General features: G+C 42.4%; 16 protein-coding genes. All 16 read right to left on the reverse strand.

The annotated features are described in order from the left end of the window. Positions 1–30: 30 nt before the first annotated feature. Positions 31–618, reverse strand: a complete 588-nt coding sequence (locus RDV48_08210) for a class I SAM-dependent methyltransferase (protein MDQ7822759.1) — start codon at positions 616–618, stop codon at positions 31–33. 50 nt (positions 619–668) lie between these two features. Next, the gene (locus RDV48_08215) at positions 669–2,036 is read right to left on the reverse strand and encodes a hypothetical protein (GenBank protein MDQ7822760.1); all 1,368 of its coding nucleotides are present in this window, start codon (positions 2,034–2,036) and stop codon (positions 669–671) included. 11 nt (positions 2,037–2,047) lie between these two features. Then, positions 2,048–3,205: a methyltransferase domain-containing protein gene (locus RDV48_08220; protein MDQ7822761.1), complete on the reverse strand. Its 1,158-nt coding sequence runs from the start codon at positions 3,203–3,205 to the stop codon at positions 2,048–2,050. 25 nt (positions 3,206–3,230) lie between these two features. Further along, on the reverse strand, positions 3,231–4,055 hold the full coding sequence (locus RDV48_08225) for a hypothetical protein (protein ID MDQ7822762.1): 825 nt from the start codon (positions 4,053–4,055) through the stop codon (positions 3,231–3,233). 34 nt (positions 4,056–4,089) lie between these two features. Further along, on the reverse strand, positions 4,090–5,664 hold the full coding sequence (locus tag RDV48_08230; protein MDQ7822763.1) for a class I adenylate-forming enzyme family protein: 1,575 nt from the start codon (positions 5,662–5,664) through the stop codon (positions 4,090–4,092). 12 nt (positions 5,665–5,676) lie between these two features. Further along, positions 5,677–6,609, reverse strand: coding sequence for a hypothetical protein (locus tag RDV48_08235; protein MDQ7822764.1), 933 nt, complete (start codon positions 6,607–6,609; stop codon positions 5,677–5,679). 50 nt (positions 6,610–6,659) lie between these two features. Then, positions 6,660–7,829 (reverse strand): pyridoxal phosphate-dependent aminotransferase, encoded by a 1,170-nt coding sequence (locus RDV48_08240; protein MDQ7822765.1) that lies wholly within the window; start codon positions 7,827–7,829, stop codon positions 6,660–6,662. Between the two features lie 69 nt (positions 7,830–7,898). Then, complete coding sequence (locus RDV48_08245) at positions 7,899–9,077, reverse strand: hypothetical protein (GenBank protein MDQ7822766.1); 1,179 nt, start codon at positions 9,075–9,077, stop codon at positions 7,899–7,901. Continuing rightward, positions 9,074–9,769, reverse strand: a complete 696-nt coding sequence (locus RDV48_08250) for an acylneuraminate cytidylyltransferase family protein (GenBank protein MDQ7822767.1) — start codon at positions 9,767–9,769, stop codon at positions 9,074–9,076. The genes RDV48_08245 and RDV48_08250 overlap by 4 nt, the downstream gene beginning before the upstream one ends. Before the next feature lie 138 nt (positions 9,770–9,907). Further along, complete coding sequence (locus RDV48_08255; GenBank protein MDQ7822768.1) at positions 9,908–11,008, reverse strand: hypothetical protein; 1,101 nt, start codon at positions 11,006–11,008, stop codon at positions 9,908–9,910. 77 nt (positions 11,009–11,085) lie between these two features. Then, positions 11,086–12,255, reverse strand: a complete 1,170-nt coding sequence (locus RDV48_08260) for a DegT/DnrJ/EryC1/StrS family aminotransferase (GenBank protein MDQ7822769.1) — start codon at positions 12,253–12,255, stop codon at positions 11,086–11,088. Then, positions 12,242–12,892, reverse strand: coding sequence for a class I SAM-dependent methyltransferase (locus RDV48_08265; GenBank protein ID MDQ7822770.1), 651 nt, complete (start codon positions 12,890–12,892; stop codon positions 12,242–12,244). Before RDV48_08265 ends, RDV48_08260 begins: the two co-directional genes overlap by 14 nt. 46 nt (positions 12,893–12,938) lie before the next feature. Beyond that, positions 12,939–14,156 carry an iron-containing alcohol dehydrogenase gene (locus RDV48_08270; protein MDQ7822771.1) on the reverse strand — a complete coding sequence of 406 codons (1,218 nt, stop codon included), beginning with the start codon at positions 14,154–14,156 and terminating at the stop codon, positions 12,939–12,941. Then, complete coding sequence (gene neuC / locus RDV48_08275; protein ID MDQ7822772.1) at positions 14,116–15,300, reverse strand: UDP-N-acetylglucosamine 2-epimerase; 1,185 nt, start codon at positions 15,298–15,300, stop codon at positions 14,116–14,118. The genes RDV48_08270 and neuC overlap by 41 nt, the downstream gene beginning before the upstream one ends. Beyond that, entirely contained in the window at positions 15,297–15,965 is a 669-nt protein-coding gene (locus RDV48_08280) for a PIG-L deacetylase family protein (GenBank protein MDQ7822773.1), read from the reverse strand. Before RDV48_08280 ends, neuC begins: the two co-directional genes overlap by 4 nt. After that, positions 15,962–16,846 carry a formyltransferase family protein gene (locus tag RDV48_08285; GenBank protein MDQ7822774.1) on the reverse strand — a complete coding sequence of 295 codons (885 nt, stop codon included), beginning with the start codon at positions 16,844–16,846 and terminating at the stop codon, positions 15,962–15,964. Before RDV48_08285 ends, RDV48_08280 begins: the two co-directional genes overlap by 4 nt. Positions 16,847–16,848: the final 2 nt, after the last annotated feature.

Raw genomic sequence — 16,848 nt, forward strand, 5'->3', positions numbered from 1 at the left:
CTGCCTGAAAAATATTTTTGGTCGTCAAAATTATTCATGTGCGTAAGTCGTGTTAGTAATTACATCTATCTGAGATAGATCTATCTCTTCAAAAGTCTTCTGTATGGTTTCAATGTTCTTAGCTCTGCAGACCTTAGCATTTTCCTCGGATGGCTCAATTGCAGTTATTTGTTTATAAAGTTTATATTTCATCAACTCTTCACAGAAAGTACCAAAACCTGCACCTACATCAACAAGGCGGTCATATCCTGATGAATACTTCCTGCAGAGCTCTATAACCCTCTTCGCTTTTGGCTTTATGACATATTTTCTTCTTGCCCCTTCTGTTCTTGAAAAAATATTCTTACTCCAGTACCTGACCGTTTTCGAATTGGTATAATACCGGAGAAGCATTTCATAGTCCGGCCGAGGATTTATGAAAAGAGTCTCACACTCATTGCATTGTGCAAAAGAAAATCCTTTCTTGGCAAATGCTCTTGTGTATGCTTCTGACTCACAAGCCGGACAGGGAACCTCTATAAATCTCTTCTTATTTTTCAAGAGACCGTTTACCTCATGATCATGAATTCTATCGCATTCTTTTATATATTCCGGAGGTCTGATATCCTGTTCTTGCATACAATTATTATTTCTTTTGCTCAAAACATCAAAGCAAATGTCTATATATTTTACCGACTCATTATATTATTGAGTATTCTGACATCTTCTATTCCGCCATCTTGCATATTTTTTCTCAAAACGGTGGTATTTCCATAATTATCATTTGTTGCAAGTCCTATCGCTTCAATACTGCTTAAAATAACGGTGTCTTCATCAAAAGTGTAGCTCCAGCTTGAAGCGCCGTGATAATCAAGATTTTCATGAATGTAATGCCCATTCAGTGTCTTGAAACAGAAAAATGGCTGCGGTCCCCAGCATGGCTTGTTTGTTTTGATTGAGAGCGTGCAACCTTCAAACCTGGCATCAAATGTCACAGGTTCCCCCTTTTCCAGCTTCAATGCTCCTCTCATTGCAGACAATGCCCCGTCATTTTTTACTTTTACCTCAGGATACCTTTTATGAACGTCGTTAACCATCCCATACAATCTGTCAATATAGGGTCGCATTTCTCTTTCATCGTGACTTGTAAATGCCATTATCGTTCTTTTGCCGGAATCAGCTCTTCTAAATGCCTTTTCCACCTCAAACCCATCGATCATCCTGAGTCTTGCATTAAGATTGAGACAGCGTGCTATATATCGTTTCATGCTACCTGTCTTTTGATAATCATAAAAGTCTGGATGATACACCTCCCATTCAGTTGTCGCTCTTCTCCAGTCGCCGTAACGTCCTGCTCCTAGATCTCTCTGCAAGTCGGTTATTTTGTTCTTCTCTTCCTCTACTGCCTGATTACCATAATCAAAGGGGATCCACTGTTCCAGGAAGAGGTTGATATCAGATCTTTCCACATGAAAACCAGGCCGAAACGCAGCAGGGAACCATCCATGGTCCAATATTCTTCTGCATAAAATTTGAATATGGTGATTCGTTTGGGAAAAATTATTGGATGATTTCAGCGCTTCCCCTGTAAAGAAAACTGGATGATAATGCCAGTGGATCTCATCTTCATTGCACTCATATTCGCTCAATTTTTCCAGATAGTAATTAAAAACAGTATGATACCCATGAGCCCTTCTTCTTGGATTGTCAATATAGCCCACATGATCAACGACAAACCAACTGAATATATGCCCTCTTGCAAAATCATCTCTATATCTGTTTCTCCATTCGCCACTGAGGAGCTCATCAAGCATGCGGTCAATCATTGACCAATCTTTATTGTAATTGAGCCTGTCCTCTGAGACAAACTCGCTCACCAGTGGAGCGATTCGTTCCGGGACTCCCTCACCGCGTCTCAATCTCTCTAGATTCGCATTCGAAGGCGGCAATTCTATCCCGAAAGTCCTTTTCACTCTTTCAAAGGTGGCATGTAGTGACTCATACAGAGGCCCTTCGGTATCAACACAATGAACTATATATAATGTTTTTTCGCCCATGAGAGACTTTCTTATTCTGGGGAAGACGACTTAATACACTCAAAAACCCACCAGAGGGGAAAATTGCTGGCAAATGCGTTGGCCATAGCGTCCAATGCTGCATTCTTTAGAGGTGATGGCTCAAATATGCGCCTTATTAAAAGACCTGACTTGAAAATGGCATTACTTAATTCCTGAAGTCCTGGCACAACAGAAAATTTCTTGCAAAGATATTCTGTTATTATGGTATATGGCATAGATGCATGTCCGAGCCATGGTGAAAGCCAAAACACGCCATGGGGCTGCATAATTACGCAGATTCCCTCATCCTTTAGACTTCTTGTCAATTCACCAAGCAATTTTTCAGGAGCCATCAATGGCTTGCCGGCGTCCATAGGATAAAAGTAAAATAGAAATACATCAGACATCCATACCATATCAATTTTCTTTTCGGGGATATTACCAAGCAAACTCTGGGCCGATACTTCCATATGAATTGGCTCAAAACGCTCTCCCAGTCTTGTCTTTGCTTTTTGCAGCAGATTTTCATCAGGATCGACACCGATTACACGTGCTCCTCCTTGAATAAACTGACCTGATGCCATCCCGCTTCCACACCCGAAATCCAGGATTACCTTATCATTCAAATTATAATCTGCAAGATATTCCTTAATAAAATGATCCTGTATGTATTTGTATAGAGTGTCTTTCACCAAGCCTGACTCAGCGTCGAATTTTTGTTCATACCACCATTGAGAGGGATCTTTCCTTTGGCGGAGGATGAGCTCAGCCCCCAACTGCTGGTGAAAGGTCCCGAAATGCTTATTATCAAGTACTGTGGTCTTCCTGGCAAAATATGCTTTATATGAGTCAAGATCTTTAATAAGAATAAAAGTCCTTAATAAATATTGCCATGCCTCCTGTAAAGAACCGAATTTGATTTTCTCTGAGTTGCTTTTGGAATTATAACACGTGGGATCAGCTAATAATCCATCTAGATAGGAGAATCTTGTTCTATCATATGCATACAGCTCTCCTTCATTGTCTATACCGCACAAGGCCAGAAACAGACTGGAACTGATACACACATGCCTCCTTACTCTATGATTCGAAGCTATTATATCGCCACCATAGAGTGAAAACGTCACATCAGGACAAATCTGATAATCAAGCATTCCTGAATCACTCATCAATGCGCTCTCTGGATATTTCTGGTCATAGGCGGTTCTTATTATTTGCTACCTGAAGCAATTCAAAAAAACCGCCTGTCGGGTTTTCAAAGATCTCTATGTGAAGTTTTCTCCTATTTATTGTTAAGTCCATAATCCCTGTGGAATCTGTCATGATTGCGGTTTGGAGTTTCTTTCTATCTTCTTTTATATTAGTGGATATGAAAGAAATGCAGGTAATCCCCGCATCATCAAGATACCAACTCTTCCTGTCAATATAATCCGCTTCATAGAGAAGAATGGAGCCTCTCCACTTATTAAACAAGTCTCCAAACCCCACTTTGCCCCATCTTGTTCCTTTTCCTGTGATTCCATTCTTAGTGACTTTACATCCCAGAGCACTGCACCAGCAGGAAAGATTGTTCTCATAATTATTAATCTTATGTAAAAGAATATTTAAAGATACCGGATCCTTTAAGGTATTTGAATAGATAAAATGACTCCCAAACACCTGATCGAGACAAACGAGTGGTTCTCCGAAGGATAAAGAGTCTTTCACAATATCTTTTATTGCCTCATCTTCTCTTATTGCCGCGCTTGTCTCTGCTCCCTCAAATAAAGGTACAAATGACGAATCTGACGGTATCATAGTATCTCTGTAATGAATCAGTTCTATAGGGATTCCTGTTTCACTCTGGCAAAAAGCCATTGATACAAATTGATACTGAGAGCTCAAGAACTTTCTCTTTTCAATCTGATCGGGAATCCCTTCTTCCCTGAAAAGTGCACTATATCCGAACTTTTTTAGATACGTAATATCTGATTGAAGATCTGAGGAAATGAGGGTTATATGGCTAATACCGAGAATCATACACAAGCATAGGGGTATTCTGATGATTTTCCATTCATTCTCTTGAGATCCTGGCTTCTGTCCATGCCTTCAGTTTTGATTTTTGAATCTTCCCTGCGGCGTTGTACGGAAATTCCTCTATCTCTAAAATATATGAGGGCTGTTTCGTTGCACCAAGATGCTCCTTGCACATTTTAATGAGCTCTGTTTTCATATCCTCGAACTTTATACCCGGCTTAATCTTTATTATGGCAGCAATGCCTTCTCCATATATGTCATGAGGCACACCTATCACAGCACATTCCATAACGCCGGGGTGTGATGTCAATATACGCTCAATTGAAGAAGGACTAATATTTATCCCTCCCCGTATGATCATATCCTTGAGACGGCCAGTAATATAAAGACAAGCGCTATCTTCCAACCTTCCAATATCACCAGTGGCAAACCAGTCTATTTTTGAAAAACCCAAAGGGGCATCCTTGTCCGGGTTGCTGATCTCTTTCATAATATAAGGAGTCTTGACATAAATCTCACCTTCGAGGTCTTGAGTCAACGAATTCCCTTGAGGATCCCTTATCTGCAACTCAATCCCCGGGAGAACCTTTCCTGCGCTCCCATCAATAATGGGGGTATAGGGAATGTTTGTGGTAATGAAAAAGGTTTCCGTGAGACCATAGTTTTCATAAAGAGTAACTCCGTATTTCTTTTCAAAATCATGACGGAGTTTTAGTGGGAGAGGTGCTGTCCCCACCAGAGAGAGTCTGACATTCTCCCGACAGAATCTTTCGCCCTCCTGCCCTCTGTCTGTTCTTAATAATATTGAGAGAATTGTGGGCACAAGCCACAGAGTATTCACATGGTTTCTTTGAGCAGGACCCCAAAAATCCAGTGCAAGCCTCGCATCAAATGCATGGGATAATACCACACTTGATGTTCCCACATAGGGTAGCATCAATAGATTATAGTACCCTCCCAGATAAGTCATTGACAGAATTCCGTAAAAACGATTGTCAGGCCCTATTTTCATTGCACTGTTAAATAGTCTGGCATTATCAATCATATCAGCTATTTTGTGTACTACCGCTGAAGGATGGGCAGTCGTTCCTGAGGTAAACACAATGGTCATAATATCTTCTGAGGAAACCCCTTCAAAAGGCGAGATATCCGGTTCAAGCTCAAGTTTTTCAGTATCCCATACTTCTATCCCGATTGAAAGTTCCTTTAAATTCTTTCTGTCCAGCAGGGCAAGAATCTTTATGCCGTCAGCAATGATTTTCGATTTATTGACTTGCTGAAAAGTCTCCGGCGAGACCACAAGTATTTTCGCCTTGCTGTAAGAAACCATGAATTCAATCTCTTTGGTATTAAAAATCGGATTGATTGGGACGGTAACAAGCCCCGCATACAAACATCCCAAATAAATTGTGGCAAGTGCTGATGAATTATTCAACAATAAAGCGACTCTGTCACCTCTACCCAGTCCGCGCTTCTTTAAATCCTGGGCTATTGCAAGTGCTGCTCTATGATACTCCTCAAAGGTAATCATTCTTTGAGAGATTGTGTCTATCAAAAAATCACGCCTGGCGTTTTTTTGCGGTATTTGCAGAAGCCACTCTATCGCATTCATAATAGACCTCTCCTAAAATACGACAAGCTTACCCTCTTCAATGATAATCTTTTCATCCAGCAGCACGGTAGGTGCGCATATCACATGATCTAAATGAAATGGAATCTCTATATTTCCGCCTATTGTCTTATTAGAACCCATCCCGATATGAATAGTGCCCATGCATCCCTCATCCTCAAGCATGACACCTTTCACTTTTGCATAAGGATTAAGCCCGATACCGAATTCCGCAGGAATTCTCGTGGCCGGGATGTTAAGCCTATCATACAAATGAGCCAGCGTATCTGCGTGATTGCCTTCAATACCTATCACTTTGCCATTATTTACCCGCAATTTCAATGGCTGCTCTAATTTCCCTATCTCGGTACATGGAATACTTCCGTCAATAACGAGAACACCATGACTGCTCTCTTCTATAATAGAAATATTGGTCTCTGCATCAGGAGGTGAAGCCAAGACACCTGCCTTCCAGCACCAGCCAGGAGCGGCATTTGCAGTCCGGCCGGTGATTTGACATGAAAACTCTGTCCCCTTTGAAGATGAAATTCTGAGATTATGACCTTTGGTAAGCAACTCTGCAAGAGCAAAGGATAGTTGAGTGAGAGCCCTGAAATCTGCCTTGAGCGCTGGGCTCTCTAAAACATCAAAAGAATAATCAGGCAGACTCAAAAATCTGGCGCCTGCCTCTGTTGCATTGTATCGGGCCTGTGTATGGGCAATGGATTTACGGGTAAGAGAGAATATTACATTACTCTTCTCCATTTTTTCCGCTACATTAGAGGGCGGGGACTCGCCGTGCAAAAGCAGAAGCTTTATGGTCATATGGCTTACCTCAGAGGTGATCTCCCTGGCCACACGAGAAATTGCCTCTCCAATTTCAAAAGTTTCCTTTTCAGTGATGATGAGAACAATATCATCATGTTTTACATCGGCGCATGATCTCACCAATATTTCACAGCCATTAAGAGTACCCGAAGAGAGAGGTGGGGAATTCTTTATTGTGCTGCTCCTGAATCTTCAGATGTCTTTGAAATCAACTCTTTTATCATCCTTATCCCATGAAGAGTTCTCTCCATACTCTCTGTTCCAACGGAGACCCTTATGTGCCTGTCGCAGGATTCCCCGTAACCTAGACCTGGCACAGTGCTCACATGGTACTCGTCAAGCAAACGGGTACAAAACTCCTCGGAGCGAAGCCTGGATTGCTCAATCGAAACAAAGAAATAAAAAGTAGCCGACCCTGGCAAATACCTCATTTCTAATGAGTCCATAAAAGAGGCAATCGCACTCCGCTTTTCCACTACATCACGGATCTGAGGTTTGGTTATGCTCAGGATATCATCGAAATGCTTTGCCAGATAAAACTCAAGAATCGTGGAGGGACAGGTGATAAGGTGCTGATTAATTTTCAATATATGAGCAATGAGCTCGGGATTCGAAATTATATACCCGATACGCCACCCTGACATGCCATAATTTTTTGACATGGAATTGCAGATTATGGTGTGTTTCTTCTGAGAATCAAACCATCCGCAGGAGATAAATTCATCAGGATTAAGCAGAAAATCACTATATGCTTCATCTGCCAGCAAGAAAATATCGCGCATCTTAGCTAATTCGTGGAGATACTCAATTTCTGCCTCCCATGCCACGTATCCTCTTGGATTATGAGGATTATTTAGCACTATAACCTTTGTTCGGCTCGTGACATATTTCCCCAAATCCATAATTGTCTCATGATAAGGAACAAGAACCGGAATCCCGTGGCAGAGCCTTACTTGTTCGGGATAGCTCACCCATGCCGGCTCATGAATGATTACCTCATCGCCGGGATTAAGAATAGCCATAAAGGCCATGTGAATAGCAATTTTGGACCCCGCAGTCACGATTATTTCTTCGTCTGGATTCACATTGACGCTATATTGGTGAGTATAGTACTGGGCGAGCTTTTTCCTCAGCTCCTGCACTCCCCTTGAATGAGAGTAATGATAAAGAGCCGGATAAGGCAGATCATCAAAATGAAACAAAGGGATATCAAAAAAAGCCTCTCCCAGAGAGAGCACTATTATATCGATACCATTCGCCTTCATTTCATAGACCATGTTATTATATTTAATGGACATCGCCTGAACAATCCGCTCAATGTGATCTGCAAACTGCGGCATTATTATTTGCATGAACCTTTCGTTAGTGTTATCACTTTCAAGTCAATTATTCCTTACGCTTTCCCGAGCTTACAGGGCTTTTAATTCTTCTATGAATATCTCCCATAACAGTTTTTCTTTCGAACCTCTCTTTTTGATATATGAATTCATATACTCATCATATAAACTGTTATTGACTACCAACTCATCCTTTAAATTTCCAATACTAGGACTTTCTATATTAATCTTTTTCTTTGAAAATAATCGTGAAAAATTATTGATCACTCCGGCGATAAGACTCTTATCCAATTCATCAGAGGAGATAAGGAGAAATGGCTTTCTATAGGCAACCACATAGTTTATTGCGGTACTTGCATGCACGATACAAAATCTGGCACTTCTCACCAGTTCAGGGGTCTTTTTCAAGTGTATATCTCTTCCCCCAAAACAGTTTATTCTATCTGTGTAACTGGAGCGGGGACAACCGGCAATAACGACTCTTATCTTAAATTCTTTCTCAATTGTATTAAAAAAATTATTAATGCTTGAATAATATCGGTCAGCAGTCACGAAAGGCTTTACTTTGAAAAGTTTATACTCTTTATGGAATGGCATATCATCATCAATAAACACCGCAATATCTTTTTCTTGAACTTTAGTTGCACTCTCTCTTAATACATCATCATAATCCATCTGATGAGCCCATACCTTTTTTGTGCTCTGCCCCACAGGAAACATTTTAAGTATATCTCCAGAGCGCTCGCCGCCCATTAAACTAACTGCTGCAGGACTCACCCCCAGTTGAGAAAAAGGTATTCTATGAAACACAAAACTTTTCAGGTTATTCCAATTGAGCTTTTTGAACTTTTTCATTAAACCGAGAACCCTACATCTCCAATTGTTGGAGACGGATCCTGCGGGTAGCGCATTGGCTACAAAAACAGAATAAGCCAAGTCGCGCAACGAGATTTCCCTATAAATAGGATGGGTCTTTTGATTATATGGAAGAAAAGAGACTATGAAACTCTCTTTTTCCATTCCTCTCAAGTTCGTGATAAAACCCTCCACATTGTTGAATATTTTATAATACTCATACCTCAGGAGGTTGTTCTCCTTTTGATCGCTATGATAATGGGGATAGATTATCGGCATGAAGTCCCATATTTCAACATCATAGCCATAGCGCTTGAATATATCGGTCCCGTATCTTTCCAGCCTGTTCTGGGCGGCATGAGTATATGTAAAAAAGAATATTTTTTTAATGTTCATGGACCGGCATGAAGATAGAACTCTGCCATCATAAAGTCGAGGGTTTCATCAATATCTATTGATTTCTCCTGAGTCATCAAATACACATCAGTGACTCCTTCTACAATGAAAGCCTTGTTTTCTCTGAGAAACTCAATATTTGCCATATATATGGCGCCATTGATATAATAATATTTTTCGGAATAGTCCTGCCTCCGGATTACTTTTTTCTTTGGCTTTTCAAGAAACTGCCATCCTCTGGCGGTGAACTTTATACATTCATAGGGGTGTTCCATCATCTCATTGATACTTATCAGGCTTTTTGAATTTTTTCTCGTGAATTCTTCTATCGCGCCATCAATATCTATGCTATTGCGGAGAGGTGACGTAGGTTGCAGCAATACCAAATTATCACAGATTGCTTCACCACGTTTTTGTTTCCATTCAATCACATGGAATACTGCATCCATAATATCAGAAGTATCCAATGCCAGTTCAAGAGGCCTTTTATATGGGATATCTATTCCAAGAGAGCGGGACAACAGTATTATCTCATCATCATCGGTCGAGATAAATATCTCATTTATATATTTGCTTTGTTGTGCTGCCTCGATAGTATATTGTATAAGCGGTTTTCCCCCGAGCAGCTTTTTATTCTTGCCAGGGATACCCTTGGAGCCGGCACGAGCGGGGATGAAAGCCAAGTATTTCATTTCATTCATCACATATGAGCAAACATAAATTCACTAAAATTGTTAGTGGTGGGGCGTGGATGTCAGAAATTCATATCTAGGGTGAGGCGACGTTGTGATAAACTGGGGAATTGTCATAAACTGTTCTAACAATTTGCATCATATTATTGGCGTTTTATAGTCATCATTGAGTGCGACATCCTGTTCGGCATCAGACTTCGTAGCATAAAATGATTTTAAATCAAATCCTTTTGGGCAACTTGGCATATCTATAGCAAAATTTATACTTTTCCTCTCTCTGACTTCAATGGGCTGAAACAACATAGGGATATCATAAGAAATATGCTCATCCAAACCCAAATAGGGAAAAGGGCATAACTCCCTAGCATACTTAGATGAAACGCAAAAGAAATCTACAAGAACAGCATTGTTTTTCTTGCCAAAAGTTATAATTGCTATAGCTAAATCTTCTTCAAATCCTCGTGAAGGTAAAATATCAAGAACTCGAACCACATTTAATGAACTATCTTTCACTTGCTCAACACGAAGCACAGCTATTCCTGATTTTCCATAAGCATCAAGTGATATAACAAAATACTTTAAGTAAGGATGCCTATAATATCGCCACTCTATAAAGTCCAATCCCCTATATGAAAGAGAAGAAAAACGAGATATTGCTTCGGAAAAATATCTGTCCGAAATTATATTTATATCCTCACACACAAAATGATTGACGTCTTTCACGAATGGAAACTTTTCATTAACGAAATAGAATTGCTCACTTTTAGGTTTATAGCCAAACAACTCACAAAGCTTTTCCTTATTAATCACATACAGCATTCTCTCGATATTATTTATTATTTCCCAGCCAATTTTTGTGCATGCATTGGCGGAAAAAGAATTTGCCCCAAAAAAACAGTTTATATTTGCGTGTGTTTGGAGTGCTCTAAAAACATTCCTTCCAAGACCTTTTATATTGGAAATATTTATCCATTCTGTAGTCCAAATCGCTTGGAACTCTTTACCTTCAACAATCACCTTGCTCGGCAAGAAAGATTGCAATGCCAGGACATTAGAATTTTCTACAGCTATCATGAATAAAGAATTGGCATTTTCTTGCGGCAATTTAAATGGTGATGCTTTTTTCCATTTAATAAATCTTGCATCAACACCATAATAATTCTTCCCGTAAAGATCAACCAATATCTTATTACATTTATTAGATTCATTCTCTGTTGCAAATCTTATTTCTATTGCCATTTTAAGTAACCGCTCATGGGTGACTTTGTTTAACCTCAAGAAATAAAGAAAGGCGGTTTTAAGTTAACAAATCGCACTTATCTGACTTGGTCTGCTATTGCTAAGATGGACTCCACAATAAAAGCGATACGCTCGTCAGTCATCTTCACCATGACGGGAAGTGCGATAGAGCGCTCAAGCAAATCAGCAGAGACAGCCCATTCCTTCTCCCAGGTCTTCTCATAGAACCCATGCTCTTCAAACATATGGCGCCAGTGCCTTGCGAAATGCCAGCAAATGGCATCAGGCAGGTTTTTAGTGCCAAGGCCTTTCTCTCCCATTTTTCTTGCAAACTCCAATGCCTTTTCCTTTGAGTAAAGGAAAAAGACGATACAGTCGCCAAGTTCGCCCTCCGCGTCAGTTATCCTGCGGAATCTATAGGGGAGCCCTTTCAAAGCATCTTTAAGCTTTTTCTTGTTTTCCCTCTGTTTCTCCAGTATCATGTCAAGCTTTGAGAGCTGCACCAATCCTATTGCTCCCTGGAACTCTGACATACGGTAGTTGAATCCTGTTAACAGGGCCTTTTCCGCTGCGCGGCCTACCGTGGTACTGTACTCATGGCCATGATCGTGATAGGCTCGAGCCTTTATAAACAGCTCTCTGTCTTTGGTGAGGACCATACCGCCCTCTCCGGTGTGAATCACTTTCCCCGCGTCAAGGCTGAATGTCCCCATATCCCCTATCGTCCCAAGCATTTCTCCCTTGAAGGATCCCCCGCAGCCCTGGGCATTGTCCTCAAGCACCCTGATTTCATGCTTTTTCGCCACTTCCATTATCCTGTCCATCTCGGTAGGAGCTCCCAGCATATGAACAGGGATTACCGCTTTCGTCTTTTTGGTTATGGCTGCTTCCATGCAGGCAGGATCAATATTGAGCGTTTCATCTATATCAACAATAACAGGGATCGCCCCCACGTCGAGCACCGTCTCCGCAGTGGCGACAAAGGTGAAGGCAGGAATTATCACTTCATCACCTCTTTTTATCCCCAACGCCTTAAGGGCAACCTTCAGTGCCGCCGTTCCTGAGGCCACCGCCTGGGCATAGGGCACTTTCATCTTTTTGGCAAAGGCTGTTTCGAACTCTCTTACGCGGTACACACCTTTGCGCATTGCATCGAAACCATGGGCAAAGAGAATACCGCCGTTTAACTCAAATATTTCGTTTATTGCTGCCTGTTCTTCTTTTCCGAATACTTCAAAGCCTGGCATGAGTGGTACTCCTTTTCTTTTTTGATTCTGCAAATATTATTGAAGCCCGTGCTGTTCTGAGGGAGATCCATTCTCTTACAGTAAAATATGTCTTGATTGCTTTCATCAGCTCATCTTCACTTTTGACATAGCCGATGGGGTGCTCTGGAATATAGAGAGTGGTCAGAAAATAGTGCGCATTCAACGAAAAAAGCTCTACCATATCAGGCCATTTCTCAATATAAGAAAGCACCTCACTGCAGAGTATCAAATCGGCTTTATTTTTTACCTTCTCAATAAAATATTCTTCCAGTGATCTTTTATCTCTGATATCAAGACAGTGAAAATCTATGTCAGGATATCTCTCCGCAGCTATTGTGAGCGCCGTGGGAGCGATATCAACACCAAAAACTCTATTGTTTCTCTTTTTCATTACATGGGTAAAAGCCCCTTTCCCACATCCAATATCAACGATTGAATCAAAATTGTACCCTTCAAGCACCGCGAGAGAAATTTTTCTTGCAAGATGCCTGCTGTCATCCTGATGCCATGAATCAAAGCATTCTGATGATTCATTGGAGTACATCTCTTCAAAGTTGCCTATAAATGTCCTGTTTCCGGAGTCAAAGACATATTTATGATATTTCTCTTGTTTCATAGAGGGTCAGCAGGATAACGAAATTTCATTTGGTAGCTGTGATTTCTTAATGCTGCACATGCTTTTTCAGCATCGCCTTCGCGTCGGCGTCAGCAGAGAAGGGCACGGGGTTCTGGTCAAAGGCTGCCTGGAGGGGAAGCATCAACTGTGCCACCTCTTCGATGTTATCTTTTGTGATGCCCCACCTGTCAAGATATTGCGGCACTTCAATTTTGCCTGAGAGCTCGGAAAGCAGATGTGAGAAGCGCCTGTTCTTTTCCTCGCAGGGCAGCGCACTCCCCGGCTCAATGAGGTCATAAAGCTCTGCATAGTCGCGGTAGCCCCGCTCCACGTTATATTCCACCACGGTGGCAAGAAAGACCGCACCAGCCATGCCATGTGGTACCTTGTAATGAACGCCAATAGGATAGGAAAGAGCCCCCGATATCCCCGAACCGGAGTTGTAGAGGGCAATCCCTGCGAGGTAGCTTCCCCGCAGAAGGTCTTGCCTCTTCTCCTTGTTCCCTGGATCCTCGACAAGGCACGGAAGCGCATGATAGAGGAGCCTGAAGGCCTCCCTGCTGTAGAACCTCGTGAGAGGATTCGCCTTCTTGCACATGAAGCTCTCAAGGGTATGAGTGAGAGCGTCCATTCCCGATGAGACAGCCACGGCCTTCGGGCAGCTCAGAGTCCACTCCGCGTCAAGCATGGCATAGGTGGCCGACATATATCGCCCGTTGATGCCAAGCTTCTTTTTCTCATGCTTGTCAATGAACACGGCATTGATAGTGGCCTCACTGCCTGTCCCTGCCGTCGAAGGGATGAGAAGGGTGGGCACCCCGGGATTCATCACTTTGTCAAAGCCCCGGTATTCAATGCCCTTACCCCCGTTGGTGACCAGGACCGCCACGGCCTTGGCCGTGTCGAGGCAGGAGCCTCCGCCCACCCCGATGAGGAGATCGAGGTCGCCCAGGTTCCGCGCTCTCCCTGCCACTTCATCAAGGTAATCATAATCGGGTTCTTCAGAGCCCCTGAGCACTTGACAGAAAATTTTTCTTGATTTCTTTTCAAGAAGGTTTCTTATTTCTTCATGATAGCGTGAATGAGCTTCCACACCTTCATCAACCATCAAATGAATTGTGCGAAAAGCTTTCTCAGGAAGAAAATCCCCTATTTTCCTTGAGCACCCTATTCCGTGGGTAAGGTTTGTAGCAAGATGAAAATTGAAATGCTCTTCCACAGTATTATTGGCCTTCCTTCTTCTTAACATTAAAAATGACATCATAAAATCTCTTCATGCCTAATTTGCCAAGGTCACAATTGGCAAGCGCTTCCACTATCTTCAGCACGGCGCCGCCTGAATCATAAGGGTTTGTCACCTCTGCGACTGCTCTTATAAAATCTTCAGAATATAGCTTTAAAAAGGCTTTTGAAATACCCTCAAGTGAAGGCTCGCAATCTATGATACTTTCGGCCTTTACTCTCCCCAACTGCCTGTCACCTATGTTGACAGTGCCTATATTGAACGATGGTGCTTCAATAATGCCACTTGAAGAGTTTCCCACCACCGCATCGACATATTTCATCAGCGACATATATCTATGCTGTCCCAGGGAAGAGAAAGCGGCGGACACAGAAGGATTAGAAGCGGCAAATTCATCAATCATTTTGTTGATAATCCTGCCATCGTTATCAGCATTCGTTTTGGTAAAGAGAATCATCGTATCTTGAAGCATCATAAGGGCCTCAAGTAACGTTTTGAAATGCTTCTCGGACGAATCATGTTCAAGGGTCACGGGGTGAAATGTGACAAGAAGATTGTGCTCTTTGAATCGGATCTCCAAATCTTTCTCCAATTCATCTTTAGCCATGAATTTCATTGCTCTGATGGCATCTATTCCCAGAGCACCGACGCAGAATACAGACTCCGGGCATTCTCCCATCTGGATTACTTTCTGTCGGTAGGTCTCTGTTGAAGTAAAATGCAGATGACTCATTTTTGTGATGCAATGGCGGAAGCCCTCGTCAATAAGCCCGAAGGTTGCCTCACCTCCGTGCAGATGTGCTATCGGCACTCTGGAGACATAGCCCGCTGTTGCAAAAGAAAACGCCTCAAAACGGTCTCCAAGCACCAGAAGTATGTCGGGACATAGTCTCTGGATCGCCTCGCAATAACTAATCATTCCCAGACCGATAGCCTTTGTGATGCCTACCGGTGAATCGGAACTGAGAAGCATTTCCACCTTCTCGTTGATGACCACCCCATCCCTTTCTATGTCCCTGTAGGTCAGTCCAAATTCCGGCGAGAGGTGCATGCCAGACACAAGAAGGGAAAGGCTGAGATCACTATGCTCATTGATCTTGTCAATTAAAGGCTTGAGAATGCCATATTCGGCCCTTGAACCGGTAAAAACGCATATTCTTTTCATACAATCTGCTTGATCAGCATAAAGCCCTCTGCATAACGGCAGAATGCCTGCGCTCCCCTCAGTAATGCCAGAGCTTTCAACACTTCTGAATTCCGGGGAAAAGGATGCTTCCCTGTTTCACCCTTGTAAATATTCATTATCCTCACTTTCACGTCTAGAAATTCCGTGATATCAACAAAGTAATTGGGACAAAAACAAGTCCCCCTGGGATCAAGCACATTATCGGTCTCGCTGATTGTCTCCATCATCAGTACAGTTCTTAAAAAGGGACTCCTGAAAGCTTTCACACAGCTCTGGGACGCCTGAAAAACAATTCGGTGATCGCTGTGCACATCATTTGCAAAAGGCAGATAGAGCACTTCCGGCTCCAAAGAGTGAAGTATGGAAGTGATTTTTTCAACGAGCACCGATAGAGGGACTTGATCGAGACAGGCAGTAGGGATATTCATTTGAAAAGTCTTTGCGAATCCATAATGTTCAGCGACTCTCTTTATCTCCTTTTGTCTCTTTCGGATAGTATGTTCTTGAAAACCCTTTCCTTTTGTCATTTCCGTAATAATCAGCCAGTAAACTTCATCACCCATGCTCTTGTGGCGGAGCAACGTGCCTCCACACGCCAAAGTCTCATCATCAGGATGAACGGCGACCACAAGCACCTTTCTCATAAAATATATTCCCCTTCGCAAGGGAGGGAAGAAGCCTCATGCTCAAGCAGCCTCACGGCATCGGTATAACATTTCACAAGAATTGACCGACCCTCTACTTTGATAATTTTTCCGGGTTCAAGAGAGTTATCAGTAAAGCGCACTTCTGCTGCTTTCCAAACTTTTATTTCCTTGCCTCCATAGATGAGGTGGGCACCTACATAAGGCCGGGTGAGAGCTCTCACAAGATTATAGATGGCCCTGCTGGACATTCTGAAATCAATCAGGCCATCGTTTTTACACCTCTTTCTCCAATAGGTTGCTTCAGTGTGCTCCTGGGGTATTCTTTTGAATTCATTCTTTTCAAGGTGAGGCAGGAATCCTTCAATCTGCTGCAGAGCAGTGTTCACTACTTTGTGATAGAGGGAACCAGCGTCGTCATCATAGGTGATATCCACCCTTTCCTGGCTGAGGATATCACCACTGTCGACGCCTTCATCCATGAAAAAAAATGTCGAGGCTGTTTCTTTAAGACCAAGCACTAGCGCCCATATCAAAGGGTGCCTGCCCCTATTGCGGGGGAGCTGTGCGGGGTGATAACCGATCACGCCAAAACGGGGAATCTCCAGAATATGTCTCTTGATAAGCTGCGACCATCCATAACAGAAAATATAATCAGGTCTTATTGACTCGATCCATTGCCCCGTCTCTTCACTATTGATTGAAGTGGTGAAATGAAAGGGGATTGAATGCTCCTTGCAAAGCGGCACCAGATCGGCATAGTCCGCATTGAAGACAGAGCGCTCTTTTGTCACAACGCCTGCAATGTCAGCACCCAGACGAATCATCTCTTGAAGGGTTTTCCTGCTGAACTCAACTGTGCCGATGAAAAGTGTTCTCACAA

The organism is Candidatus Eremiobacterota bacterium (assembly GCA_031082125.1).
In the GTDB taxonomy this organism is placed as follows: Bacteria; Vulcanimicrobiota; CADAWZ01; order CADAWZ01; family Ess09-12; genus Ess09-12.